The 22,754-nt window shown below is 64.5% G+C and carries 25 protein-coding genes; 12 read left to right on the plus strand and 13 right to left on the minus strand.

Translation table 11 applies throughout. The features are described 5' to 3' along the window. Positions 1–20: 20 nt before the first annotated feature. The gene (locus tag B9Y86_RS13090) at positions 21–1,124 is read left to right on the plus strand and encodes an AI-2E family transporter (protein WP_085486755.1); all 1,104 of its coding nucleotides are present in this window, start codon (positions 21–23) and stop codon (positions 1,122–1,124) included. Beyond that, entirely contained in the window at positions 1,121–2,377 is a 1,257-nt protein-coding gene (ilvA, locus tag B9Y86_RS13095) for a threonine ammonia-lyase (protein WP_085486757.1), read from the plus strand. Before B9Y86_RS13090 ends, ilvA begins: the two co-directional genes overlap by 4 nt. Here ilvA and greA read toward each other — a convergent pair whose 3' ends face one another. Together greA and B9Y86_RS13105 are read right to left on the minus strand one after the other, a co-directional pair. Continuing rightward, a complete protein-coding gene (greA, locus tag B9Y86_RS13100; protein WP_085486759.1) occupies positions 2,378–2,869 on the minus strand; it encodes a transcription elongation factor GreA in 492 nt (163 codons plus the stop codon). A 55-nt stretch (positions 2,870–2,924) separates the two neighbouring features. After that, positions 2,925–3,323, minus strand: a complete 399-nt coding sequence (locus B9Y86_RS13105) for a DUF4307 domain-containing protein (protein ID WP_176223359.1) — start codon at positions 3,321–3,323, stop codon at positions 2,925–2,927. Positions 3,324–3,410: 87 nt separating this feature from the next. Here B9Y86_RS13105 and mca point away from each other — a divergent pair, with 87 nt between their 5' ends. Both mca and B9Y86_RS13115 read left to right on the plus strand, forming a co-directional pair. After that, positions 3,411–4,286, plus strand: a complete 876-nt coding sequence (gene mca / locus B9Y86_RS13110) for a mycothiol conjugate amidase Mca (protein ID WP_176223360.1) — start codon at positions 3,411–3,413, stop codon at positions 4,284–4,286. Beyond that, positions 4,273–4,527 (plus strand): hypothetical protein, encoded by a 255-nt coding sequence (locus B9Y86_RS13115; RefSeq protein WP_085486763.1) that lies wholly within the window; start codon positions 4,273–4,275, stop codon positions 4,525–4,527. The genes mca and B9Y86_RS13115 overlap by 14 nt, the downstream gene beginning before the upstream one ends. On the opposite strand, the gene B9Y86_RS13120 is transcribed toward B9Y86_RS13115, so the two are convergent. Beyond that, entirely contained in the window at positions 4,524–5,093 is a 570-nt protein-coding gene (locus tag B9Y86_RS13120; protein ID WP_085486765.1) for a TetR/AcrR family transcriptional regulator, read from the minus strand. The genes B9Y86_RS13115 and B9Y86_RS13120 overlap by 4 nt on opposite strands. A 150-nt stretch (positions 5,094–5,243) precedes the next feature. Between B9Y86_RS13120 and B9Y86_RS13125 the strand changes: the two genes are divergently transcribed. Genes B9Y86_RS13125 through B9Y86_RS13135 form a run of 3 tightly spaced genes read left to right on the plus strand, consistent with a single transcriptional unit; the run spans position 5,244 to position 8,574 of the window. Continuing rightward, positions 5,244–6,578, plus strand: coding sequence for an MFS transporter (locus B9Y86_RS13125; RefSeq protein WP_085486767.1), 1,335 nt, complete (start codon positions 5,244–5,246; stop codon positions 6,576–6,578). A 41-nt stretch (positions 6,579–6,619) separates the two neighbouring features. Next, the gene (locus B9Y86_RS13130; RefSeq protein ID WP_085486769.1) at positions 6,620–7,447 is read left to right on the plus strand and encodes a sugar phosphate isomerase/epimerase family protein; all 828 of its coding nucleotides are present in this window, start codon (positions 6,620–6,622) and stop codon (positions 7,445–7,447) included. After that, positions 7,444–8,574 (plus strand): Gfo/Idh/MocA family protein, encoded by a 1,131-nt coding sequence (locus tag B9Y86_RS13135; RefSeq protein WP_085486771.1) that lies wholly within the window; start codon positions 7,444–7,446, stop codon positions 8,572–8,574. Before B9Y86_RS13130 ends, B9Y86_RS13135 begins: the two co-directional genes overlap by 4 nt. Before the next feature lie 53 nt (positions 8,575–8,627). Here the strand turns inward: B9Y86_RS13135 and trhA are convergent, their stop codons facing one another. Continuing rightward, on the minus strand, positions 8,628–9,332 hold the full coding sequence (gene trhA, locus B9Y86_RS13140; protein ID WP_085486773.1) for a PAQR family membrane homeostasis protein TrhA: 705 nt from the start codon (positions 9,330–9,332) through the stop codon (positions 8,628–8,630). Between the two features lie 76 nt (positions 9,333–9,408). Between trhA and B9Y86_RS13145 the strand changes: the two genes are divergently transcribed. The 3 genes from B9Y86_RS13145 (at position 9,409) to B9Y86_RS13155 (ending at position 12,478) form a co-directional block, all read left to right on the plus strand. Continuing rightward, positions 9,409–10,188 carry an isoprenyl transferase gene (locus B9Y86_RS13145; protein WP_410371845.1) on the plus strand — a complete coding sequence of 260 codons (780 nt, stop codon included), beginning with the start codon at positions 9,409–9,411 and terminating at the stop codon, positions 10,186–10,188. Positions 10,189–10,416: 228 nt separating this feature from the next. After that, positions 10,417–11,790, plus strand: a complete 1,374-nt coding sequence (gene phoH2 / locus B9Y86_RS13150; protein WP_085486777.1) for an RNA 5'-3' helicase PhoH2 — start codon at positions 10,417–10,419, stop codon at positions 11,788–11,790. Positions 11,791–11,878: 88 nt separating this feature from the next. Continuing rightward, positions 11,879–12,478, plus strand: coding sequence for a prepilin peptidase (locus tag B9Y86_RS13155; RefSeq protein WP_085486779.1), 600 nt, complete (start codon positions 11,879–11,881; stop codon positions 12,476–12,478). Between the two features lie 97 nt (positions 12,479–12,575). Here B9Y86_RS13155 and B9Y86_RS13160 read toward each other — a convergent pair whose 3' ends face one another. From B9Y86_RS13160 to xseA, 5 genes are all read right to left on the minus strand, one after another. After that, entirely contained in the window at positions 12,576–14,000 is a 1,425-nt protein-coding gene (locus B9Y86_RS13160) for a class II fumarate hydratase (RefSeq protein WP_085486781.1), read from the minus strand. Positions 14,001–14,100: 100 nt separating this feature from the next. Beyond that, complete coding sequence (locus B9Y86_RS13165) at positions 14,101–14,736, minus strand: carbonic anhydrase (RefSeq protein ID WP_085486783.1); 636 nt, start codon at positions 14,734–14,736, stop codon at positions 14,101–14,103. Then, positions 14,733–15,398 (minus strand): DUF4245 domain-containing protein, encoded by a 666-nt coding sequence (locus B9Y86_RS13170; RefSeq protein WP_085486785.1) that lies wholly within the window; start codon positions 15,396–15,398, stop codon positions 14,733–14,735. The genes B9Y86_RS13165 and B9Y86_RS13170 overlap by 4 nt, the downstream gene beginning before the upstream one ends. 2 nt (positions 15,399–15,400) lie before the next feature. Beyond that, positions 15,401–15,631 (minus strand): exodeoxyribonuclease VII small subunit, encoded by a 231-nt coding sequence (locus tag B9Y86_RS13175; protein ID WP_085486787.1) that lies wholly within the window; start codon positions 15,629–15,631, stop codon positions 15,401–15,403. A gap of 10 nt (positions 15,632–15,641) precedes the next feature. Next, complete coding sequence (gene xseA, locus B9Y86_RS13180; protein WP_139824891.1) at positions 15,642–16,904, minus strand: exodeoxyribonuclease VII large subunit; 1,263 nt, start codon at positions 16,902–16,904, stop codon at positions 15,642–15,644. Between the two features lie 93 nt (positions 16,905–16,997). Here xseA and B9Y86_RS13185 point away from each other — a divergent pair, with 93 nt between their 5' ends. Beyond that, a complete protein-coding gene (locus B9Y86_RS13185) occupies positions 16,998–18,053 on the plus strand; it encodes a 4-hydroxy-3-methylbut-2-enyl diphosphate reductase (RefSeq protein WP_085486791.1) in 1,056 nt (351 codons plus the stop codon). Positions 18,054–18,063: 10 nt separating this feature from the next. Here B9Y86_RS13185 and B9Y86_RS13190 read toward each other — a convergent pair whose 3' ends face one another. After that, a complete protein-coding gene (locus B9Y86_RS13190) occupies positions 18,064–18,621 on the minus strand; it encodes a DUF6264 family protein (protein ID WP_085486793.1) in 558 nt (185 codons plus the stop codon). A 12-nt stretch (positions 18,622–18,633) separates the two neighbouring features. Beyond that, positions 18,634–19,662, minus strand: coding sequence for a class II fructose-bisphosphate aldolase (gene fbaA / locus B9Y86_RS13195; protein ID WP_085486795.1), 1,029 nt, complete (start codon positions 19,660–19,662; stop codon positions 18,634–18,636). 130 nt (positions 19,663–19,792) lie between these two features. Here fbaA and glpX point away from each other — a divergent pair, with 130 nt between their 5' ends. After that, positions 19,793–20,779 carry a class II fructose-bisphosphatase gene (gene glpX / locus B9Y86_RS13200; RefSeq protein ID WP_085486797.1) on the plus strand — a complete coding sequence of 329 codons (987 nt, stop codon included), beginning with the start codon at positions 19,793–19,795 and terminating at the stop codon, positions 20,777–20,779. 44 nt (positions 20,780–20,823) lie between these two features. Here the strand turns inward: glpX and B9Y86_RS13205 are convergent, their stop codons facing one another. Both B9Y86_RS13205 and B9Y86_RS13210 read right to left on the minus strand, forming a co-directional pair. Next, a complete protein-coding gene (locus B9Y86_RS13205; protein WP_085486799.1) occupies positions 20,824–22,068 on the minus strand; it encodes a DNA recombination protein RmuC in 1,245 nt (414 codons plus the stop codon). Between the two features lie 51 nt (positions 22,069–22,119). Then, a complete protein-coding gene (locus tag B9Y86_RS13210) occupies positions 22,120–22,710 on the minus strand; it encodes an exonuclease domain-containing protein (RefSeq protein ID WP_085486801.1) in 591 nt (196 codons plus the stop codon). Positions 22,711–22,754: the final 44 nt, after the last annotated feature.

Here is a 22,754-nt window from a genome sequence, read left to right on the forward strand (position 1 = left end):
TGCGCGCCTAGAATGAGGACATGTCTGAGCCTGACGTGAATGACGCCGCGGTTCCTCCGGGACTCCGCATAGCGGGAGCGTGGTCGTGGCGCCTACTGGCAATCGCCGGTGCGTTGGCCGTGTTCTTCTTCCTCGTGTCGTATCTCCGACTTCTCGTCATTCCGCTGTTGGTCGCGACGCTGCTCTCTGCGCTGCTGGTTCCATTGAAGAACTGGCTCGTCAGACACAAATGGCCCACATGGCTCGCCATCGCTGTGGCTGAGGTCGGCACCCTGGTGATCGTCGCAGCGCTCATCTTTCTGGTCGTCGCTCAGGTGCGGGCAGGCTTCGGCGATCTGCGCGATCAGACGGTGGCGAGTGCGCACGACCTGCGTGACTGGCTGACGCAACCGCCGTTCAACGTGTCGGACAGCGATCTCACGGGGTACCTCAATCAGGCCCTGTCCTTCCTCCAGGCCGACTCGTCTGTTCTGCTCTCCGGGGCGGTCTCGGTCGGTTCGACGGTGACCGAGCTGTTCGCCGGTGTGCTGCTGACGCTCTTCTCGACGCTCTTCATCCTCATCGATGGCAAGGGCATCTGGGCGTGGATCGTGCGCATCTTCCCGCGTCGCGCTCGCACGGCTCTCGATGGCGCGGGTAAGGCCGGATGGCTGACGCTGCAGAACTTCATCAAGGTGCAGATCCTCGTCGCGACCATCGATGCCATCGGCATCGGAGCGGGAGCCGCGATCCTTCAGCTGCCGCTTGCCATACCCATCGCCGTGCTGGTCTTTCTCGGTTCCTTCATTCCCGTGATCGGCGCCGTCGCGACCGGGGCGCTCGCCGTGTTCATCGCCCTGGTCTACAACGGCTGGGTCGTCGCACTCATCATGCTCGGCATCGTTCTGCTCGTGCAGCAGGTCGAAGGCCACGTACTGCAGCCCCTCGTCATGGGAACTGCCGTCAAGGTGCATCCGCTGGCCGTCGTGCTCGCGGTGGCCGGCGGATCCGTTGTAGCCGGCATTCCCGGCGCCCTGTTCGCTGTTCCCATCGTCGCTGTCCTCAACGTGATGATCGGCTACATCGCCCGGGGTGACTGGCGACAACACCCTCTCTCGACACCGAAAGACATCGTTCTCGAATGACTGATTCCCTGACGCAGCCCGTGCTTACCGCGGTGCCCTCGCTCGAAGACATGATGGATGCCCGCGAGCGAGTCTCGCGCATCGTCGACCCGACCCCGATGGAGACGTCGCGCTATCTCAGCGCCGAATTGGGCGCTCCGGTCTTTCTGAAGTGCGAGAACCTGCAGCGCACCGGCTCATACAAGATCCGTGGTGCCTACAACAGGCTGTCCAGACTCTCTGACGAGGAGAAAGCCCGTGGTGTCGTCGCCGCGTCTGCAGGCAACCACGCCCAGGGCGTGGCCTTCGCGGCGCGTGAGCTCGGCATCTCGGCCACGATCTTCATGCCCCTCGGTGTTCCGCTGCCGAAGCTTCAGGCCACCAAGCATTACGGCGCCGATGTCGTGCTCCGCGGGCACAGCGTCGAAGAGGCCCTTCGGGCTGCGGCGGAGTTCTCCGAGAAGACCGGCGCGGTCTTCATTCCACCGTTCGATCACCCCGATGTCGTTCTCGGCCAGTCGACGCTGGGTCTCGAGATTCTCGATCAGGTTCCCGACCTGGAGACCGTGATTGTTCCGATCGGTGGCGGCGGGCTGATCTCCGGCGTGGCGTCGGCTCTCAAGCGCCGCGCGGAACTCGAAGGGCGCTCCATCAGGGTTATCGGTGTGCAAGCGGCCAATGCGGCCGCCTACCCGCCCTCGCTGGCCGCCGGCGAGCCCACTCAAATCGTCACGTCGCCCACGATGGCCGACGGCATCACCGTTGCGAAGCCGGGCATCCTCAATTTCGCCATCATCAAAGAACTCGTCGACGAGGTGGTCACCGTCTCCGAAGCCGACATGGCGAAGGCTCTGCTGGTGCTGCTCGAGCGGGCGAAGCAGGTAGTCGAACCCGCCGGCGCTGTCGGCGTGGCCGCGATCCTGTCGGGGCAGATCGTCGCATCCGGAACGACCGTCGTCATTCTCTCGGGCGGAAATATCGACCCGCTCCTTATGCTGAAGCTGATCAACTACGGTCTTGCCGCATCCGACCGGTACCTCAAGATGCGCATCATGCTGCCCGATCGCCCTGGCCAGTTGGCGCGCATCTCCGAACTGCTCGCAGAGGCGAACGCCAACGTGCTCGAGGTGCTGCACACCCGGCACGGCAAAGGACTGCAGATCAGCGAGGTCGAACTCGAGCTGAGCGTCGAGACGCGCGGGCCGGAGCACCGTCAGCAGGTACTCGACATGCTGCGCGATGCAGGCTTCGACCCGCGCATCAGCGACGACTGATCAGGCGCGGTAGGTGTCGACCTTGACGATCTCGACGTCGATGTTGCGTCCGGTCGGGCCGACGAACGACGTCTTGTCTCCGACCTTGAGGCCGATGATGGCCTGGCCGAGGGGGCTGGATTCGCTCCAGACATCGAGGTCGTTGTCGCCCGCGATCTCGCGGTTGCCGAGAAGGAACACGGTCTCGTCGCCCGCAACCAGCGCGGTGATGACCGTTCCGCCCTCGACGACTCCGTGGCTCTCGGGAATCTCGCCGACCTCAGCGGTGCGCAGCAACAGGGTCAGCTGGCGGATGCGAGCCTCCATCTTGCCCTGCTCTTCTTTGGCGGCGTGGTAGCCGCCGTTCTCTTTCAGGTCGCCCTCTTCGCGGGCCATCTCGATCTTCTTGGCGATGTCGGTGCGACCGAATCCGCTGAGCTCTTCGAGCTCATTCGTGAGACGGTCGAAGGCCTCTTGGGTCAGCCATGTGACCTGGGCTGCTTCGTCTGCCATGGGAACTCCCTCATACAAATATGGCCCGGGAGTACCCCGGGCATAACAACCAAGACTAGGTGAGCCAGCAGCGGTAAATCAAACCTGTGACCGACTGCTCCGTGGTGCGAACGGTCTCCGTTATTCCGCGTGTGGCCTTGTCGGATGCGGGGATGTCGATGACTTTCCACCCCACGATGGCGAACTTCGCGCTCTGCGCCTGCAGGGCACAGCTCGAGGTCGACCCCTTGGGCACGGTGAGCAGGAAGTCGATCGATACCGTGTGTGCGTCGATGACGGTGTGTCCCGTGTCCTTCGCCTCGAGCTCGGCGCCCGAGTTGTCGAGGCCGGCCCAGACGACCCAGCCCACGAGAACAACGGCGAAGACCGCCGCGGTGATGAGCGCGATCACGCGCGTGCGACGACTATTGGCGCGTGTTCGCCCGTAGCGGATGGCAAGGTCTTCACGCGTCACGGAATGGGTGCCTCTCGAAGCAGCGATTAGTCTTAGGTGTTGGCTTAGATGTCTAGGCTAATCGGCAATGCTGAGGAGACGAGACCGATGACGCTGCGCCTGATGGCCGTGCACGCGCACCCCGACGACGAATCGAGCAAGGGCGCCGCGACTTATGCCTACTACCTCGACCGCGGCGTCGAGGTCATGGTGGTGAGCTGCACCGGCGGAGAGCGCGGAAGCATCCTCAACGAGTCGCTCGCCGAGCGACGCCATGCCGAGCGCGATATGGCAGGTCTTCGTCGATACGAGATGGCCGCGGCGCAGAAGGTCGTGGGCTTCGAGCACCGCTGGCTGGGCTATGCCGACTCCGGCCTTCCTGACGAGGGCGAGCCTCTGCCCGCGAACGCGTTCGCGACGATTCCGGTCGAGATATCGGCGGAGCCGCTCGTGCGTCTCATCCGCGAGTTCAAGCCGCAGGTGCTACTCACCTACGACGAGAACGGCGGCTACCCCCACCCCGACCACATTCGCACTCACGAGGTCTCGGTGCGCGCTCTCGAGGCAGCATCTGATGCCTCTGCGTACCCTGACGCGGGCGAGCCGTGGAGCGTCTCCAAGCTCTACTACGATCGCATCTTCAGCTATCAACGAATGAAAGCGGTCTACGACGAGATCGTCGCAACCGACCCCGAGAGCCCGCTCATCACATCCATGACCGAGCTGCGTTCGTGGATGAAGGAGAGCCCGTTCCTCGCCACCACGCAGGTGCCGGCCGGCGCATTCTTCGAGGTGCGTGACAACGCTCTCCGAGCGCACGCCAGCCAGGTATCGCCCGACAGTCAGTTCTTCTTCTGGCCCAACGAACTTCAACTCAAGGCGTGGCCCTTCGAGGACTATCAGCTCATCTCGTCGAAGGTAGAGACCACAATGCCAGAAGCTGATCTGTTCGCCGGAATCGAGGATGACCATGTACAGCGTTGATCAGCTCACGGCGACGGTGGCTCACACGCTGCTGCGCGCTGCCGACCAGCCGCAGTTCGATCCGAACACCGTCACGCCCGGCTTCGTCGGCTTCATCGCGACCTTCGGTGTGGCCGTTCTTGTGATTCTGCTCGTGATCGACATGGTGCGGCGGGTGCGCCGTGTGAACTACCGCGAACAGGTTCGGCAGCAGCTCGAGCAAGAAGCTCGGGATGCCGATGGCCCGGTAGACGGCGCTTAGCGGGAGATCGCGTCCCAGAGGCGTTCGATATCGCCGGCCATGTCTACCGAGCGGTCGAGCGCCCACTGGATCTGGATGCCGTCTGCGACAGCGATGAGGACACGTGCGACGTGCTCGGGGTCGAGGTCAGCCCTGACCGTGCCCGACGCCTGACGGTCCCGTACGACTTCGGCGAGTTCGCCACGAACGAAGGCGAACCGCTCCATGAAGAACGCGTGCGCAGGGTGTGACGGGTCTTCTGCGGCTGCTGCGAGAGTGATGTAGAGCTGCACGAGACCTGGAACGTCGCGGTTGTGGCGCATGATCACGAGGAGCCCGTCGAGGAAGTCGCCGTCGGCTGGGTGCGCGTCCGCGTCTACCTGGTCGCGCTTCTCGAGGATCGCGGTGAGCAGGTGCTCCTTCGAATCGAAGTAGTGCATCAGACCTGTGAGGCTCACGCCTACTTGCTTTGCGATGTCACGGAGGGACGTGCCGCGGTAGCCCTCTCGGGAGAACACGTCGAGTGCGGCCGTGAGGATCTCCTCTCGGCGCATAACGCCTTTCGCATACGCCCCCCGCTCAGCCATGTATCGATGCTAGGCCACGCCATCACTCGCGAAGTTGACTCTTGCGGGCCGTCCAGGCGAGCTGCATACTGTAACCCGTACAGTGAACGGTTTTGACTATCGAACCGCAAATTTTGTACGTCCACACTCAATGATGAGAGGAACCGGCACATGACCACAGCTAGTGGATCCGCGGCAGGAATACCGTCGGGAATGACAACGGCGACAGCCGCCGTGCGAGGCGATCAGGCTTTCCCCCCGCCGACAGATCCGGCGAAACCGAGTTACGTCGCCTGGCTGCTCATTGCGCAGCTGGTCTTCTTCATCGCACTTCTCGGGCCCGCAATCGTGGGAATCGGGCTCAAGATCCAGTCACTCGTGGACGCCGGGGTGATCGCCGAGAACGGGGCTACCGGCGCGGCCGCCGTGCTCGGAGGCTTCGGTGCGCTCTTCGCAACCATCGCGAACGTCGTCTTCGGCCGCCTCTCGGACCGCACCACGAGTCGCTGGGGCCGCCGCCGCATCTGGATCGTCACGGGCACCGTGATCATGACCGTCGCCTTCCTGCTCATGGCCATCGCGCCAAACCTCCTCTATGCCACCATCGGCTGGTCGCTCGCGCAGCTCGGCGCGAACATGGCCCTCGCGCCGTTCATCGCGACGATCGCGGACCAGGTTCCGAAGTTTCAGCGGGGCAAGATCACGGCAGCGCTCGGCATCGCTCAGAATGTCGGCGTCCTCGGCGGAACCTACGTCGCGCAAGCCTTCGTGGGGCAGCTGGTCATCATGTTCGTGGCGCCGGCCGTCGTGGCGATCGTCGTAATGGTCATCTTTGTGGTTGTGCTGCCGGATCGTCGCCTGCCCTTCGCCCCGCCGCGCGCCACCCTCCGCAACTGGGCCGAGACGTTCTGGGTAAGCCCGCGCAAGAATCCCGACTTCGCACTCGCCTGGTGGTCACGGTTCCTGATCACCTTCGCGGCCTTCGGATTCACGACTTTCCGCTTCTTCTACCTCCTCAACCACATCGGGGTGCCGGAGGGCGACGTCCTCGGCGTCATCTCCACGAGCGTGCTCATCTACACGATCGCTCTCGTCGCCGCGAGCTACTTCGCCGGTTGGCTCTCTGACCGCTTGGGTCGCCGCAAGGTCTTCGTCTGGAGCTCGACCGCACTGTTCGCGATCGGCACGTTCGCGCTGATCTTCGTGCAAGATGTCAGCGGTTTCTTCATACTCGAGGCACTCCTGGGCCTGGCCTTCGGCATCTACGTGGGTGTCGATCTCGCCCTCGTCGTCGACGTGCTGCCCAATCCCGAGGACTCAGGCAAAGACCTCGGGGTGTTCAATATCGCCAACGCGCTTCCTCAGACACTCGCACCCCTCGTCGGCGGAATCCTCGTCTACGTCAGTGATCCGACCGGTAACAACTACGGGCTCTGGTTCTCGGTCTGCGCGGTAGCTGCGATCGTGGGAGCACTCGTCATTTTTCCCATCAAGAAAGTCAAATAGCCCGTGGTTCTTGAAGACCACGATCGAAAGGTGAATCACTCATGACCCTCCCCATCGCATCCATCCAGCTCTACACGCTGGCCAAAGAATTCGCAGAAGACCCGAGCGGTTCGCTGGACAAGCTCGCCGCCATCGGTCTCACGCACGTAGAGGCATTCGACTTCGTCGGTCGCCCCGGCGAGATCCGGGCCGCTCTCGACGCGAGTGGATTGTCTTCTCCGACTGGACACGCTCCTTTGCTCTCCGACCAGCTGTGGACTCCCGACGGCTCCATCCCCACCCCCGCGCCGGAGGTCGTGTTCGAGGCGGCAGCCACGCTGGGGATGACGGTGGTCATCGACCCCTTCGTCGCCGCTGACCGCTGGCTCACGGAGGATGGCGTCCAAGACATCGCCGACCGGCTGAATGCGCGCGCCGAGCTTGCGGCCACGTTCGGTCTCTCGGTCGGGTACCACAACCACGCGCAGGAGTTCATCGCGTCGTTCGACGGTCAGACCGCGTTCGAGCGATTCGTCGCGGCGACAGACGAGCGGGTACTGATCGAGCTCGACCTCTTCTGGGCGCTCACGGGTGGCCAGGATGGACCGAGTCTCGTCTCGCGGCTCGGATCCCGCCTCGTAGCGGTTCACGTGAAAGACGGCATCGCGCCGGCTGAGAATCCTTTCGCGCCGGGAGCTGCTCCGTTCGGTTCGGAGGCACTCGACCAGCGTCGACCGGGTGACGGTCAGGTTCCACTCGTCGAGTCGCTTGCGGCCGGCGCGGGCGCCATCAAGTACGCCGTCATCGAGTACGACCACGCCCCGGGCGACGTCTTCGCCGACATCCAGGCGAGCTACGACTTTCTCATCGAGGGAGGGTACGCGGCATGAGCGCACCCATCGGAGTGGGCGTCATCGGCGCCGGTGTCATCAGCGATACGTACCTCGAGAACCTCAGCTCCTTTCCCGACGTGAGCGTGGTCATCGTCGGCGACCTCGTCGAGGAGCGGGCGAAGAGTCAAGCGCAGAAACACGGTGTGCCTTCGTGGGGATCTGTCGCAGACGTGCTCGGCCACCCCGATGTACAGGTGGTTGTGAACCTCACGATCCCCGCTGCGCACATCGAGGTCTCCTCCGCCGCGATCGCGGCGGGCAAACACGTGTGGAGCGAGAAGCCGCTCGGGCTCGACCGAGCCGGTGTGGCGAAGCTGCTGGCAGACGCGGCGGATCGGGGGCTTCGCGTGGGCTCGGCGCCGGACACCATCCTGGGTCCGGGATTCCAGACCGCGAAGCGCGCCATCCAGGAGGGCCTCATCGGGGAGCCGATGTTCGCCACGACCACGTTCCAGACCATTGGTCCAGATCTCTGGCACCCGAGTCCGGAATTTCTCTTCGCTGAAGGCGCCGGCCCGCTGCTCGACATGGGCCCGTACTACATCAGCGCTCTCGTGAGCCTCTTCGGCCCGGTCGATCGCGTCGCGGCGCTCGGTCGCAAGAAAGCTGAGGAGCGCTTCATTCATGCGGGCCCCAATGCGGGAAAGGCCTTTCCCGTCGAGGTGCCAACCTCCCTCCAGCTACTCACCTCGTTCGCGGCGGGTCAGCAGGCCTCGAGCCTGCTGAGCTTCGACTCGGCGCTCGAACGGCACGGTGTCTTCGAGGTGCACGGTTCGGAAGGATCGCTCATCGTTCCCGACCCCAATCAGTTCGAAGGTCGCAGCGCCTACCTCACGGCCCGCACATCTCTCGCCGATGGTGACTGGGGCGAGCAGGAGTGGACCGAACTGGAGCAGAAAGGCACCGTCGTCGGGCGGGGTCTCGGTCTGCTCGACATGGTCCGCGCGATCTCCGAGAATCGCCCGCACATCGCCACCGGGGAACTCGGGTACCACGTGCTCGATGTCATGCTCTCCGCGCAGGAGTCTGTGGTGAGTGGTGAGTTCGTCGCAATCGGCAGCTCGATTGCCGCGCCGGTTCCGTCTGTACCCGTCGACTTCGACCCCTTCGCACGAACCCTGTAGGGCGACAACCCGAGCTGAGTGGGCGACGCTCGGCTCGGGTTGACCGCGCGGGCTCAGCCCCCGTAGGTGGGCTTCAGCACGATGAGCAGGATGGCCGTCCAATGGCAGAGGAACGCGACCAGGGTCAGCGCGTGGAAGATCTCGTGGAACCCGAAGTGACCAGGGAACGGGTTCGGTCGTTTCAGAGCGTAGACGACGGCGCCCACCGTGTAGCAGAGGCCCCCGATGAGCACGAGCAGCATCATGGCGGCATTCGTGGCCAGCAGATCGCCGAGGTACATGACGGCGGCCCAGCTCAGCACCAGGTACAGCAGAACGTAGAGCCACCGGGGCGCGTCGATCCAGAACACTCTGAATCCGATGCCGAACAAGGCGCCGGCCCAGACGAGGCAGAGCAACAGGATGCCCTTCTCAGGAGGCAGGGCGAGTACGGCGATCGGGGTGTAGGTTCCCGCGATCAGCAGGAATATGTTGGCATGATCGATGCGCTTGAGAAGCCGCTTCATTCGCGGCTTCCAGTTGAAGCGGTGATAGAGCGCCGAGTTGCCGAAGAGCAACAGTGACGTCGCCATGAAGACCGCGCTGGCGGCCTTCGCGGCAGCTCCGTCTGCGAGGCAGATCAAGACAATGCCAGCGACGATCGCCAAGGGGAGCGTGCCCGCGTGGATCCAGCCGCGCCAGGTCGGCTTGATCTCGACGGGGTGTTCGACCGCGTCGTCGAGCAGGGGGATATTCGGAAGGTCGGCGGGCGCGGGCATTGCACCAGAGTACGCGCCGGCACGTCCGTGCCGCTGTGAGTTTCTCGACGAAGACGGGTAGCGTATGCGTGTGTCCATCGAAGAGAAACCACGGGGAAGCGGCTTCCTCTATGGCCTCTACCAGAAGCGACTGAAGCGCGAGCTCGCCGTCGATGCGCTTCCGCATCACGTCGCGATGATCATCGACGGAAATCGCCGCTGGGCCAAGCAGAGACTTCTCGGCACCGCGGCCCACGGGCATCGCGCGGGGGCCGCGAAGATGCGCGAGTTCCTCGTCTGGTGCGACGACCTCGGCATCCGGGTTGTCACGCTCTATCTGCTCTCGACCGACAATCTCACGAGCCGGAACAAAGACGAACTGGACGAACTCGTCGAGATCATCGCCGAGTTGGCGGGTGCGCTCTCCCACTTCCGTGACTGGCGGATCAAGCACGTCGGCAGCGACCTCGGCTTGCCTCCAACCCTCGTCACGGCGCTCGACGAGGCCGAAGAACGAACGGCCGACCACACTGGGCTCCATGTCAACCTGGCGGTCGGCTACGGGGGTCGTACCGAGATCGCGGATGCCGTGCGCAGCATCATCCGCGCACACCAGGAACAGGGCCATACGCTCGAAGACCTGGCAGAGAGCATCGATCAGGAGTTGATCGCCGAGCACCTCTACACGGGCGGCCAGCGCGATCCCGACCTGGTCATCCGCACGTCGGGTGAGCAGCGACTCAGCGATTTCATGCTGTGGCAGAGCGCGCATAGCGAGTTCTACTTCATGGAGGCGCTCGGGCCGGACATCCGCCAGGTCGACTTCCTCCGTGCCCTCCGCGACTACTCGCGTCGGCACCGTCGTTTCGGCGGCTGAGCCCGCGGCATCCCGACCCCGCTCGTTTACATGAACGTAACCGAACACGGGGCGTGTCGTCACTACGTGAAACACGGTGGCACGTAGCGTCAAGCACATCAGGTATGGCACCTGGTCGAGTCGGCCACATAAGTACGACTCGGGGAAAACCTAAAGACTTGAGAAAGGCTTAGGGGCCGGCTCGCCACAGTGATCCGAGTGCAGCATGCGCTCGGGGTTGGAGTAGTCGTGGCCGATCGCAATTCCCACCAGTCAACCGACACCGGAGCCCGCACGCGGGCATCCGGTTCTGCACCGGCAGTCGTGAGCCAGAAGGAACGAACCTACGTTCTGGACACCTCGGTTCTGCTGTCCGATCCGAAGGCGATCTTCCGTTTCGCGGAGCATCCCGTGGTTCTTCCCGTGATCGTCATCACAGAACTAGAATCCAAGAGGAACGATCCCGAGATCGGGTATTTCGCCCGGCAGGCGCTGCGTAACCTCGACGAACTGCGTGTGCTCCATGAACGGCTCGATTTTCCGATCGCTGTGGGTGAGGGCGGCAGCCTCCGGGTCGAGCTCAACCACTCCAACATGTCGGTGCTTCCCTCGGGGCTCCAGCTGAACGACAACGACTCGCGCATCCTCGCCGTCGCCCTCAACCTGGCGAATGACGGGCTCGACGTGACCGTCGTCTCGAAAGATCTGCCGTTGCGGGTCAAAGCGGCCTCGATCGGCCTCGCGGCAGAGGAGTACCGAGCAGAACTGGCGGTCGACTCGGGCTGGACGGGGCTCGCGGACATCACACTCGGCTCCGATCAGATGTCGGCACTGTACGAGTCCGAGTCGATGGACACCGACCTCGTCGAGGGGATTCCGGTGAACACGGGGCTGGTGATCCACTCTGATCGAGGATCGGCGCTGGGCCGCGTCACGGGCAAGCGCAGCTTCCAGCTCGTTCGGGGCGATCGTGACGTCTTCGGGCTGCACGGTCGGTCGGCCGAGCAGCGGGTTGCCATCGACATGCTGCTCGACCCTGAGGTCGGAATCATTTCGCTGGGAGGTCGAGCCGGAACGGGAAAGTCGGCTCTGGCCCTCTGCGCGGGACTCGAGGCTGTTCTCGAGAAGCAGCAGCACCGCAAGATCATGGTCTTCCGGCCGCTGTACGCAGTCGGCGGGCAGGAACTCGGCTTCCTGCCGGGCGACGCATCCGAGAAGATGAATCCGTGGGCGCAGGCCGTCTTCGACACGCTCGGATCGATCGTGTCGCAGAACGTCATCGACGAGGTGATCGAACGCAACATCCTCGAGGTCTTGCCGCTCACTCACATCCGCGGTCGTTCTCTGCATGACGCGTTCGTGATCGTCGACGAGGCCCAGTCGCTCGAGCGCAATGTGCTGCTCACGGTTCTGAGCCGCATCGGGCAGAACTCGCGCGTCGTACTGACTCACGATGTTGCCCAGCGCGACAACCTTCGAGTGGGGCGTCACGACGGCGTCGCCTCGGTGATCGAAACGTTGAAGGGACATCCGCTGTTCGGTCACATGACGCTCACCCGGTCGGAGCGCTCGGCCATCGCGGCTCTCGTGACGGAGATGCTGGAGTCGAACGAACTGGCGTGATCATCGCGATGCGGGGCGTGCTCGCCTGAGGGAGTCCCTTGTGGATAACTTCTGACGAAACGCCCCGCATCCCGTTACCGTGGGGCGCATGACCTCGGAGCGGCTCCCGCGACACAGCATCGGTCTGGCCGAGGTCGTGCAGGGCGCGCATCCGTCTCACGCTGCGATCGCGGGCCTGTTGCTCTGTCTGTCGTTCGGGTCTGTTGGGATCGCGCCGAGCATCGTGACGCTCGCGTGGCTTGCGCTGGTGACTCCGAGCCTGGTGGTCATCGACCTGCGCCTGAGACGGCTGCCGAATGTATTGGTCGTGCCGGGGCTCGGGGCCATGCTCATCGACGGGGGCTGGGCAGGTGTGGCTTCGGGGGAGCTCGCCGTGAACGCTCTCGTGACGACCACGATCGTCACGGCCGTCATGCTGGTGCTCAACCTCGTGGGAGGGCTGGGCATGGGCGACGTGAAATTGAGCGTCGTGATGACCGGATGCCTGTCGCTGGTATCGCCGCTTCTCGCCGTCTCGGCGCTGATGCTCGCATTCTTTCTCGGCGGAGGGTACTCGGCGGCTCTCTTACTGAGACGCCGTGATCAGCGCCGGAGGCGCATAGCTTTTGGCCCTCTGCTGCTGTGTGCTTTCTGGACAGTGGTCGTCCTGAACGCGCTTACCGGTATCTGGCGAGCGTCGGTGACGTGACGCCACGTGTCGTAGAGCCCTGTACAGGCACGAGGCCGCCCGAGCCGCAGGCTGGTGCGGGATCGGACGGCCTCGTGCTGGACTATTTCGGGTCAGGTCAGGCTGACGGCGGCGCCGTCATCGAGAGCACGTCGAGAGCCTTGTCGAGCTGCTCGAGGGTCACCTCGCCCCGCTCCACGAATCCGAGGTCGATGACGGCCTCACGCACGGTCACCTTGTTGGCGACGGAGTGCTTGGCGATCTTGGCGGCAGCCTCATAGCCGATGATGCGGTTGAGCGGCGTGACGATGGAGGGAGACGACTCTGCCAGGGCGCGCGCACGGTCGAGATTGGCTTCGAGCCCCGACACGGTCTTGTCGGCGAGCAGCACCGAGGAGTTCGACAACAGCCGGATCGACTCGAGCAGAGCGGTTCCCATGACCGGAATGGCGACGTTGAGCTCGAAGGCACCAGAGGCGCCCGACCAAGCGATGCTTGCGTCGTTGCCGATGACTCGGGAGCAGACCATGAGAACGGCCTCAGGGATGACCGGGTTGACCTTGCCTGGCATGATCGACGACCCGGGCTGCAGGTCGGGGATGTGCAGTTCACCGAGACCCGCATTGGGGCCCGAGCCCATCCAGCGGAGGTCATTGCAGATCTTGGTGAGGCTCACTGCGAGCACCCGAAGGGCGCCGGATGCCTCGACCAGCGAATCGCGGGCGCCCTGGGCCTCGAAGTGATCGCGGGCCTCGGTGATCGGCAGGCCTGTTTCTTCGGCCAGCAGTCGGATGACGAGCTGGGGGAAGCCGGCGGGCGTGTTGATGCCCGTTCCGACAGCCGTGCCGCCCAGAGGAACTTCGGCCACGCGGGGGAGCGCAGACTGTACTCGTTCTATGCCGAGCCTGATCTGCATGGCGTAACCGCCGAACTCCTGTCCGAGCGTCACCGGAGTGGCGTCCATGAGGTGCGTGCGCCCAGCCTTGACCGCAGACTTCCACAGCTCGGCCTTGGCCTCGAGAGCGGTAGCGAGGTGGTCGAGAGCTGGCAGCAGCTGACCGATGAGGGCAGCCGTGACGGCGACGTGCACGGAGGTGGGGAAGACATCGTTCGACGACTGTGAGGCATTGATATGGTCGTTGGGGTGGACCGGGCTGCCGAGTCGGGCCGTGGCGAGAGTGCTGAGCACCTCGTTCATGTTCATGTTCGACGAGGTGCCGCTACCCGTCTGGTACACGTCGATGGGGAACTCGCCGTCGAGTGACCCCGAGATCACCTCGTCGGCCGCCGACGCGATGGCGTCGGCGATTGACCGGTCGAGAACCCCCAGCTGTGCGTTGGCGAGCGCGGCGGCCTTCTTGATGCGAGCCAGCGCTGAGATCTGCGCCGATTCGAGCCCGGCACCTGAGACGGGAAAGTTCTCGACCGCGCGCTGTGTCTGCGCGCCGTACTTGGCGTTGATGGGTACGCGCACCTCGCCCATCGTGTCGTGCTCGATTCGGAACTGCTCTGTTCCGTTTGTTCCGGTTGCTGTGTCCACCACTGTGTGGCCTGCCTTCCTATGTTTCGCCTTGTGGGCGCGGTGTGTGGGTCTGAAACGTCGTGGTCGTGAGATCTGTGAAAGGAGTGGGGCCCGAGCGCGGCTAGACGTTGCCGATCACGAGGTCGGCAACCGCTCGACCTTCGGCCAGCCGATAGTTGGCGCCCACGATCGCGAGCCGGCCCTCGGCTACGGCCTCACTGATCAACTCGGAGGTCTCGAGGAGCTCGCGCACGGTGTCTCGCAGGTGCAGCCGACCGACCTCATGGGGGTCGACGGCCTCTGCCGTGTCGCCTCCCTGGTGCTCGGCGGCATGCACCGCGGGAGTGATCTTCTCGATGATGCCGCGGATGTGCACGGGCAGCGGCGGCGCATCCGGCCCGACCGACTCGATCGCAGCAGCCACGGCACCGCACTCATCGTGGCCCAATACGACGATGAGCGGCACCCCGAGCACACCGACGGCGTACTCGAGACTGCCGAGCACGGAGTCGGAGATCACCTGGCCGGCGTTGCGCACAACGAAGAGGTCGCCGAGACCCTTGTCGAAGATGATCTCGGCGGCGAGTCGAGAATCACTGCAGCCGAACAGCGCGGCTCGGGGTGCCTGGCCGGCGGCGATCTGGTGTCGGCGCTCGACATCCTGGCGCGGGTGGCGCGGCGTGCCGTTGATGAAGCGCTCGTTGCCGCGCACCATCTCGCCCCAGATCTTGGCGGGTGTAAGGGAGGAATCGTTCATGATGTCGCCTCGGTCGTCTGTTTTTCGATGGTGGTCGTGATGGTGGACGCCAGTGCCGCTGCTTCTTCGGGCGTGGCCGTTCCGGCCACGATGAACGTGCTGCGACCCGACTCGGTTGTCAGTGCATATTCGACGTTGCCGACATCGCGGTCGGAGTCTCGGTTGTCGTAGACGATCCAGTCGATTCCGTCGATGTTGACGGTACCTGTCGGAATCGTCTGTTGCATCTCGTTGACAAGCCAGCTCGGGTTCGCGTCGACCGCCTGGGTGATCGAGAGGAACTGCTTCGACGGAGTGATGAGGCCGATGAACCACGAGGTCACGCCGTCGAGGCTCGCTGTGCGGATCTCGGCCACATTCGACGACCAGGTGTCGGGCAGCTCGGGGACGGCCAGCGGAACGGGAAGCGTGCGCTGCGCGCTGACCGCAACAGATCGGTAGTCGATCGATTGAAGCCGAGAGGAGTCGTCTCGCGGGACGATGAAGATCATAAGAGCAACGATGGCGACGGTGACGCCAACGGCCACCCAGAGATTGCGGATCGTCTTGCTGTCACGGTAGTTCTTGGAGTTCTGAGCCTTGCGGGCCGCTTCTTCTTCGGGTGTCTCGGGTCTTCCGAGTTCCGCCACGATGGGGCGGGGCTTCGGTTCGCGGCGCGCCACCTCTACTCGGCGACCGACTGGCGGGCGGCATCGAGGCGGGCTTTGGCCCCGATGAGCCATTGCTCGCATCGGCGTGCGAGCGCCTCGCCTCGCTCCCACAGGGCGAGTGACTGCTCCAGCGTCGACGAGCCCTGCTCGAGTTCGGTGACGACGCGAACGAGTTCGTCACGAGCCTGCTCATAGCTCAGAGCGTCGATGTCATCGGTCGACGGGGTTGTCGCTGTGGAGGGCATGATTCCAATCTTATTCTGCGGTGGAGGGGGCGGCGGCTGCGGAGAGGCTGCGAGCACCTGTCGATGTTGCGCCGATCGCACCGTCGGAGACGGTGATGGTGAGGTTGGCGCCGCTCGGCGCCTCGTCTCGACCGCGAACGATCGAGGCGTCGTCGCGCTGAACGATGGCGTATCCGCGATCGAGGGTGCGCTGGGGAGAGAGGGCGCGCAGATGCGCCACGAGTTGACGGGTGCTGTCGTCTGCGCGCTCGACGACCCGAGACGCCAGTTCGCTGCCACGGGCGACGTAGCGAGTGAGTTCTTCGCTGCGCACATCGATGAGCCAACTCGAGCTAGCGAGCACGGGCCGGCTTCGTAACTGGGCCAGCCGGTCGATCTCGTTCTTGATGACGTGATTCACCCGCACTCCGAGGCGAGCTCTCGCCTGCAGAACCCGGGACAATTCTTCGGCGACATCGGGCACGACGCGTTTCGCGGCGTCTGTGGGGGTGGATGCGCGCAGGTCTGCCACATCGTCGAGCAGAGGGCGGTCGGCCTCGTGACCGATGGCGCTGACGATCGGGGTCGACGCCGCGGCCGCAGCACGCACCACGCCCTCGTCGCTGAAGCCGAGGAGGTTCTGGAAGTCGCCGCCGCCTCGGGCGATGATGATGACGTCGACCTCGGGGTCGGCGTCGAGCTGCTGGATGGCGGAGATGACTTCGCGCGGCGTGCGTTCGCCCTGCACGGCTGCGTGCACGACGCGGAACTCTACCGACGGCCAGCGGAGTTGAGCGTTGCGGAGCACGTCTTTCTCGGCATCGCTGTCTTTGCCGGTGATCAGCCCTACGCAGTGCGGCAGGAACGGAAGGCGCTTTTTTCTCGAGGCGTCGAAGAGGCCCTCGGATGCGAGCTGTCGCCGCAGACGTTCGAGCCGCTCGAGCAGGTCTCCGAGCCCCACGTGGCGCATCTCGAAGACCTGCATCGTGAGGGTGCCGCCCTTGAGCCAGTAGTTCGGCTTCACGAGCGCGACGACGCGGTCGCCCTGCTTGAGATCGTCGGGAATGCGGCCGCGAACGCTCGACCAGATCGTGAACCCGATGGTGACGTCGTCGGTCACGTCACGCAGTTTTCCGTAGACATTCGAGCCCGAAACGCCCCACTGCGTGATCTGGCCCTCGACCCATGCGGTGCCGAGTCTTTCGATGTAACCCTTGATCTTGCTCGAGAGCAACGCGACCGGCCACGGGTTCTCGAGAGTCGCCGGGGCGTCGGCCTGTGGGGCGTCTGTCATGCGGGTGCTCCCTGCGCGTGGTTCTGCGACGGCCGACCACCGAGTTTTCACGGTTACCATGGAGGGGTGAGCCAAGCCACTATAAGTCTGCCGATGCCGAGGATTCCCGGCGTAAGAAACAGGCTAAAGGATACCCCCGTCACCGGGGAGAAGAAGGTGCTGCTTGCAGCACCCCGAGGCTACTGTGCAGGAGTAGACCGCGCCGTCGTCGCCGTCGAAAAAGCGCTCGAGCACTACGGTGCCCCTGTGTATGTGCGCAAGCAGATCGTGCACAACATCCACGTCGTTCAGACCCTCGAGAAGCGCGGAGCGATCTTCGTCGAGGAAGTCGATGAGGTTCCGCCGGGCGCCCACGTCGTTTTCAGCGCCCACGGAGTGTCGCCCGCCGTCGTGCAGGGTGCCGCCGATCGTGGTCTTCAGGCCATCGATGCCACGTGTCCGCTCGTCACCAAGGTGCACCGTGAGGCCGTGCGTTTCGCGCGGGACGACTTCGAGATCCTGCTGATCGGGCACGAAGGTCACGAAGAAGTCGAAGGCACGGCTGGAGAAGCTCCCGAGCACACGACACTGGTCGGCAGCCCCGACGAGGCCGACACCGTGGTCGTTCGCGATCCCGACAAGGTCGTATGGCTGTCGCAGACCACCCTGTCGGTCGACGAGACGATGGAAACGGTCAATAGGCTCCGCGCACGTTTTCCGAATCTGCAGGACCCGCCGAGCGACGACATCTGCTACGCCACACAGAATCGTCAGGTTGCCATCAAGAAGGTCGCCAAGAACGCCGATCTGGTCATCGTCGTCGGCTCAGCCAACTCGTCCAACTCCGTGCGTCTCGTCGAGGTTGCCCTTGAATACGGCGCCAAGGCTGCCTACCGCGTCGACTATGCACACGAGGTCAAGCAGGAGTGGCTCGACGGCGTGAACACCGTTGGCGTCACGAGCGGCGCCTCCGTGCCCGAGGTGCTCGTGCAGGATCTTCTCGACGAGCTTGCCGGCGCCGGCTACGGCGACATCGAGACCGTGATCACGGCCGAAGAAGACCTGATCTTCTCGCTTCCGAAAGAGCTGCGCAAAGACATGACAGGCAAGAACGAAGCCCGAGCGCTGGGCGGACGCCGGTCGGGTGCGGAGCAGTCCGACTCCGAGTAGTCGAACCCGCTCAGGTAGCGCTGAGGTTCGAGATCAATCCCGGATCTGCCACGAGCGCCACAGCAACGCACGCGATCGTCGCGATCATGGCGAGGGCACCCATGAGCAGAGGAACGGGCCACGAACGCCGTCTCTGCCCGATGAGACGAACGGTGAGCCAGATGGTCGCGGCGAGCAGAACGAGCTGCGCGATCGCGGCGATGGCCCCCGCGATGTCGACGGCTGAGCCGCCGCCGTACTCGCCCAGGCCGCGGTCCGAGTAGAACATCTCGAGCGTGCTGCGCAGATCGAAGAGCGACGGCACGCTCGATGAACTCGTCATCACCGCGGTCACGAGCAGGAACACGGAGATCGAGGCATCGAGGACGCGGTAAGGAGCGGGCGGGGCTGTTCCCGATGCTGCGCCTTCAGCGTCGTTCCGGTGCGAGGCCGCTTTATCGGCGTCAGCCCCATCCGGAGCCGTGCCTTCGGTCTCGGTCTCGGTCTCGTGAGGATCTGCGGGAGGCGACCAGACCCACCCCTCGGGTGCGAGTTCGCCGTAACGAGGAGTGGGTCGGTCGTCTGCCATAGTCGCCTGAGCCTACTTGCCTGCGTTGCCGGCGGAGCCGAGCTGGTGGGTCGACTCGATGACGCGAGCGGCCATGGCCGTCTCGGCGAGCTTTCCCCACGAACGCGGGTCGTAGACCTTCTTGTTGCCGACCTCGCCGTCGACCTTGAGGAAGCCGTCGTAGTTCTTGAGCACGGTGTCGGCCACCGAGCGGCTGAAGGCGTACTGGGTGTCGGTGTCGATGTTCATCTTGATGACGCCGTTCGCGACGGCCTCGGAGATCTCGGCGTCGGTCGAGCCAGATCCGCCGTGGAAGACGAGGTCGAACGGCAGAGGGCCGGTTCCGTACTTCGCCTGAACGCCGTCCTGGATCTCTTTGAGCAGCTCGGGGCGCAGCTTGACGTTGCCCGGCTTGTAGACGCCGTGCACGTTGCCGAAGGTGAGAGCAGCCATGTAGCGACCCTTGTCTCCGAGTCCGAGAGCCTCGACGGTCGCGATCGCATCGTCGACGGTGGTGTAGAGGTGCTCGTTGATGTCGTGGCTGACGCCGTCTTCCTCGCCGCCGACGACGCCGATCTCGACCTCGAGGATGGCGTTGATGGCGCGGGTGCGCGCGATCATGTCCTGAGCGATCTCGAGGTTCTCGGCGAGAGGAACAGCCGAGCCGTCCCACATGTGCGACTGGAAGATCGGGTTGCGACCGGCCTTGACCTCGGCCTCGGACGCCGCGATGAGCGGGAGTACGAAGCTCTCGAGCGCGTTCTTCGGGCAGTGGTCGGTGTGCAGTGCGACGGTCACCGGGTAGTTCTTGGCGACCTCGTGCGCGAACGCAGCGAACGCGAGGGCTCCCGTGGCGCGGGCGCCGCTGCGGGTGTGGCCGGCGAAGTAGTCTGCGCCGCCCGTGGTCACCTGGATGATTCCGTCGGACTCGGCCTCGGTGAGGCCCTGAAGAACGGCGTTGAGGGTCTGCGACGACGACACGTTGAACGCGGGATAGGCGAATCCCTTCGCCTTCGCGGTGTCGAGCATCTGGGCGTACTGGTCAGGCGTTGCGATGGGCATGATTTCTCCTTGTGTCTACGCGACTTCATCCTAGGGGAGGGTCATCAGATGCCCACCGGTACTCTGGAGGGGCCAGGCGATGACGCGCGACAGGAGCCGTCACGTGGCAACGAATTCTGTGAGGTCTGCAATGACGAATACCGAAAACGACGCTCTCTACCTTCACCCCGACCGCAACCTCGCCATGGAGCTTGTGCGTGCCACCGAAGCCGCCTCCATCCGCGCGTACCCGTTCATCGGTCGCGGTGACAAGCTCGCCGCCGACGGAGCCGCGGTCGACGCGATGCGCGCGTTCCTCACGACGGTCAACTTCGACGGCGTGGTCGTGATCGGCGAGGGCGAGAAAGACGAAGCGCCGATGCTCTTCAACGGCGAGCATGTGGGCAACGGCCGTGGGCCTGCCTGCGACATCGCCGTCGATCCGATCGACGGAACGAGCCTCACCGCGGCGGGCCGCCAGAACGCCCTCTCCGTCATTGCCGTCTCCGACCGAGGCACCATGCTCGACGCATCGAGCGTGTTCTACATGGACAAGATCGTCACCGGTCCTGAGGGCATCGGCGTGATCGACATCGACCGGCCGATCGGCGACAACATCCGCGCACTGGCCAAGGCGAAGGGCAAAGACGTCTCGGACATCAAGGTCGCCGTGCTCGACCGTCCCCGCCATCTCGGCCTTATCGAAGAGATTCGCGCCGCCGGTGCAGGAACCCGCCTGCTGCTGGATGGCGACGTCGCAGGCGGCATCAACGCCGCCCGCTACGAGACCAGAACAGACATGTGCGTCGGAGTCGGTGGCAGCCCGGAGGGCATCGTCACGGCCTGTGCCATCAAGGCGCTCGGCGGGCTCATTCAGGGGCGTCTGCTGCCCAAGACCGACGAGGAGCGCCAGCGTGCGATCGACGCCGGACTCGACGTCGACCGCATCTACGAGGCAGACGACCTGGTGAAGGGCAACAACACCATGTTCGTGGCGACAGGTGTGACGGATGGCGGCCTGGTGGCCGGTGTGCGCAAGAAGGGCCCCGTGATTCGCACAGAGAGCCTGGTTCTGCGCAGCCGTTCGGGCACTATCCGCCGGATCGTGGCCGACCACATCGCCGACAAGTGGTTCTAGGCCTCGACGGTTCTAGCCCTCGACGGTTCTAGCCCTCTACGGTTCTAGGCTGCGGGATCGCTCTTCTCTAATTCGGCGACGAGTTCGTAGCTCGACAGCTCTCGGCGCTGTTCTTCGATCGTGGGGAGCACGCCGAGAACCGTCGATTCGTCGAGAGCGTTGAGCTTTCGCGCGGTCGGGAACACCTGTCGTTCGAGTGAGCCCACGAACGAGTTGTAATCGCGCACACTGCGTTCGATCGAGCGACCGAGCTTCTCAGCATGGGTGGCGGTTGTGGCCAGGCGCGTATACAACTCACGGCTCAAATCGAAGAGCACCTTCGCGTCGTGGGTGAGCACGTCTTGCTGCCAGCTGTAGGCCACCGTCTTCAGCACCGACCACAGCGTGACGGGCGATGCCAGCGCGACTTTGCGCGAGAACGCGAACTCCATGATGCTGGGGTCGGCCTCGAGCGCGCTCGACACGAGCGACTCACTGGGGATGAAGGCGATGACAAGTTCGGGGGAGGCCTCGAGCCCAGTCCAGTAGCCCTTGTTGCTCAGCGTCGTGATGTGGTCTCGCACCGCCTTCACGTGGCGCTTCATCAGTCGGTCTCTCTCGGCGCCGTCGACCCCTGTTGCGGTGGCGGGGATCAGACTCGCCTCGAGGTATGCGTCGAACGGCACCTTCGCGTCGACGGCGATGTTCTTGCCGCCGGGAAGATGCACCACCATATCGGGCCGGCCGGCTCCTGACGTGCCCACGATGCTTGTCTGAACATCGAAGTCGACGCGCTCGATCAGCCCGGCGGCCTCGACAACCCGGCGAAGCTGTGTCTCGCCCCACACGCCGCGCGTGCTGTTCGACCTCAGAGCCGAGGCGAGTGACTCAGCCGTGCTCCTCAGCCTCTCTTCCGACTCGGTCGCGCTGCGCAGCTGTTCGCTGAGTTCGCCGTGCTGCTTCTGTCGCTGCTCCTCGAGCTCGGAGACCTTGCGCTGCACCAGACGCAGGCTCTCGGCGACGGGGCTGAGGGCGACGAGCACACGGCCGTCGGAACTCACCCGCTCGGCCTCGGCCTCGCTCATCTCGCGGATTCGCTGCTGGAACTCGCCGATGCGCCCGACCTGCAACTCGAGCTGTTCGTGCAGACCCGCGATGGTCGCCTCGGCCGCTGCGGAGCGGGCCTGAAGCTCAGCCATGGGCCTGGGGTCGACCTGCGGAATGCGGCTCGCGCGAAGCATCCAGCCGATGGCGCCGCCAAGCGCCACGCCGATGAGCAGACCGAGCACCAGAGCGAATATGGGATCCATGCCGGAAGTCTCGCACCGGCCCCCGACATCGTTGGAAGAATCGGCCGCGCGTCAGCTAACCGGGGCGACGAGCGCCGGTCGCAGCTGCGAGATCTTGACCCCGGCGGCACCGGCAAGCGTCTCGATCGAGTTCACCTCGTGACGTTCGGCCGCATGGATGATGATCGCCGCGCACGCCTCGGCATCCGCCAGCGCATCGTGGTGCCTGAAGTCTTCGAAGCCCGCCGCCATGGCCGCCACGGGCAGACGATACGAGTCGAGTGAGTACGTTTTGCGGGCGATCTGCAGGCTGCAGGCGTAGGCGTTCGGCGGGCATTCCACGCGGGCTGCCGCACTCGCCGCGCGGATGACGGCCATGTCGAACGCCGCATTGTGGGCCACGAAGTGATCGTCTCCGACGAAGTCGACGAGTTCGTCGAGCTGCTCCTCCCAGCCGCGGGCGTCTTGTACGTCTTCGCTGTAGATGCCGTGGATCTTCGTGTTCCAGGGCAAGAACTCGTCGAAGCCGTCTTGCGGCTTGATGAACCACGACGTCTCGTCGACGACCACGCCGTCGCGCACCTTGACCAGACCCACCGAACATGCGGATTCGCGATAGGAGTTGGCGGTCTCGAAGTCGATGGCAGTGAAATTCAGGGGCACATATCGATGCTCTCATGCGGCACCGACCGTCGTTTCGAAGGCAG

The organism is Agreia pratensis (genome assembly GCF_900177685.1).
Taxonomy (GTDB): domain Bacteria; phylum Actinomycetota; class Actinomycetes; order Actinomycetales; family Microbacteriaceae; genus Agreia; species Agreia pratensis.

Bases quoted from the DNA above. Each gene is read 5' to 3' on its own strand.
- B9Y86_RS13120 (WP_085486765.1), bottom strand. From the start codon at position 5,093: ATGGCTGAGCGGGGGGCGTATGCGAAAGGCGTTATGCGCCGAGAGGAG.
- mca (WP_176223360.1), top strand. From the start codon at position 3,411: ATGACGCTGCGCCTGATGGCCGTGCACGCGCACCCCGACGACGAATCG.
- B9Y86_RS13205 (WP_085486799.1), bottom strand. From the start codon at position 22,068: ATGGATCCCATATTCGCTCTGGTGCTCGGTCTGCTCATCGGCGTGGCG.
- B9Y86_RS13130 (WP_085486769.1), top strand. From the start codon at position 6,620: ATGACCCTCCCCATCGCATCCATCCAGCTCTACACGCTGGCCAAAGAA.
- greA (WP_085486759.1), bottom strand. From the start codon at position 2,869: ATGGCAGACGAAGCAGCCCAGGTCACATGGCTGACCCAAGAGGCCTTC.
- B9Y86_RS13175 (WP_085486787.1), bottom strand. From the start codon at position 15,631: ATGCCCTCCACAGCGACAACCCCGTCGACCGATGACATCGACGCTCTG.
- B9Y86_RS13165 (WP_085486783.1), bottom strand. From the start codon at position 14,736: ATGAACGATTCCTCCCTTACACCCGCCAAGATCTGGGGCGAGATGGTG.
- B9Y86_RS13155 (WP_085486779.1), top strand. From the start codon at position 11,879: ATGACCTCGGAGCGGCTCCCGCGACACAGCATCGGTCTGGCCGAGGTC.
- B9Y86_RS13135 (WP_085486771.1), top strand. From the start codon at position 7,444: ATGAGCGCACCCATCGGAGTGGGCGTCATCGGCGCCGGTGTCATCAGC.
- glpX (WP_085486797.1), top strand. From the start codon at position 19,793: ATGACGAATACCGAAAACGACGCTCTCTACCTTCACCCCGACCGCAAC.
- xseA (WP_139824891.1), bottom strand. From the start codon at position 16,904: ATGACAGACGCCCCACAGGCCGACGCCCCGGCGACTCTCGAGAACCCG.
- trhA (WP_085486773.1), bottom strand. From the start codon at position 9,332: ATGCCCGCGCCCGCCGACCTTCCGAATATCCCCCTGCTCGACGACGCG.
- B9Y86_RS13090 (WP_085486755.1), top strand. From the start codon at position 21: ATGTCTGAGCCTGACGTGAATGACGCCGCGGTTCCTCCGGGACTCCGC.
- fbaA (WP_085486795.1), bottom strand. From the start codon at position 19,662: ATGCCCATCGCAACGCCTGACCAGTACGCCCAGATGCTCGACACCGCG.
- ilvA (WP_085486757.1), top strand. From the start codon at position 1,121: ATGACTGATTCCCTGACGCAGCCCGTGCTTACCGCGGTGCCCTCGCTC.
- B9Y86_RS13190 (WP_085486793.1), bottom strand. From the start codon at position 18,621: ATGGCAGACGACCGACCCACTCCTCGTTACGGCGAACTCGCACCCGAG.
- B9Y86_RS13125 (WP_085486767.1), top strand. From the start codon at position 5,244: ATGACCACAGCTAGTGGATCCGCGGCAGGAATACCGTCGGGAATGACA.
- B9Y86_RS13185 (WP_085486791.1), top strand. From the start codon at position 16,998: ATGCCGAGGATTCCCGGCGTAAGAAACAGGCTAAAGGATACCCCCGTC.
- B9Y86_RS13115 (WP_085486763.1), top strand. From the start codon at position 4,273: ATGTACAGCGTTGATCAGCTCACGGCGACGGTGGCTCACACGCTGCTG.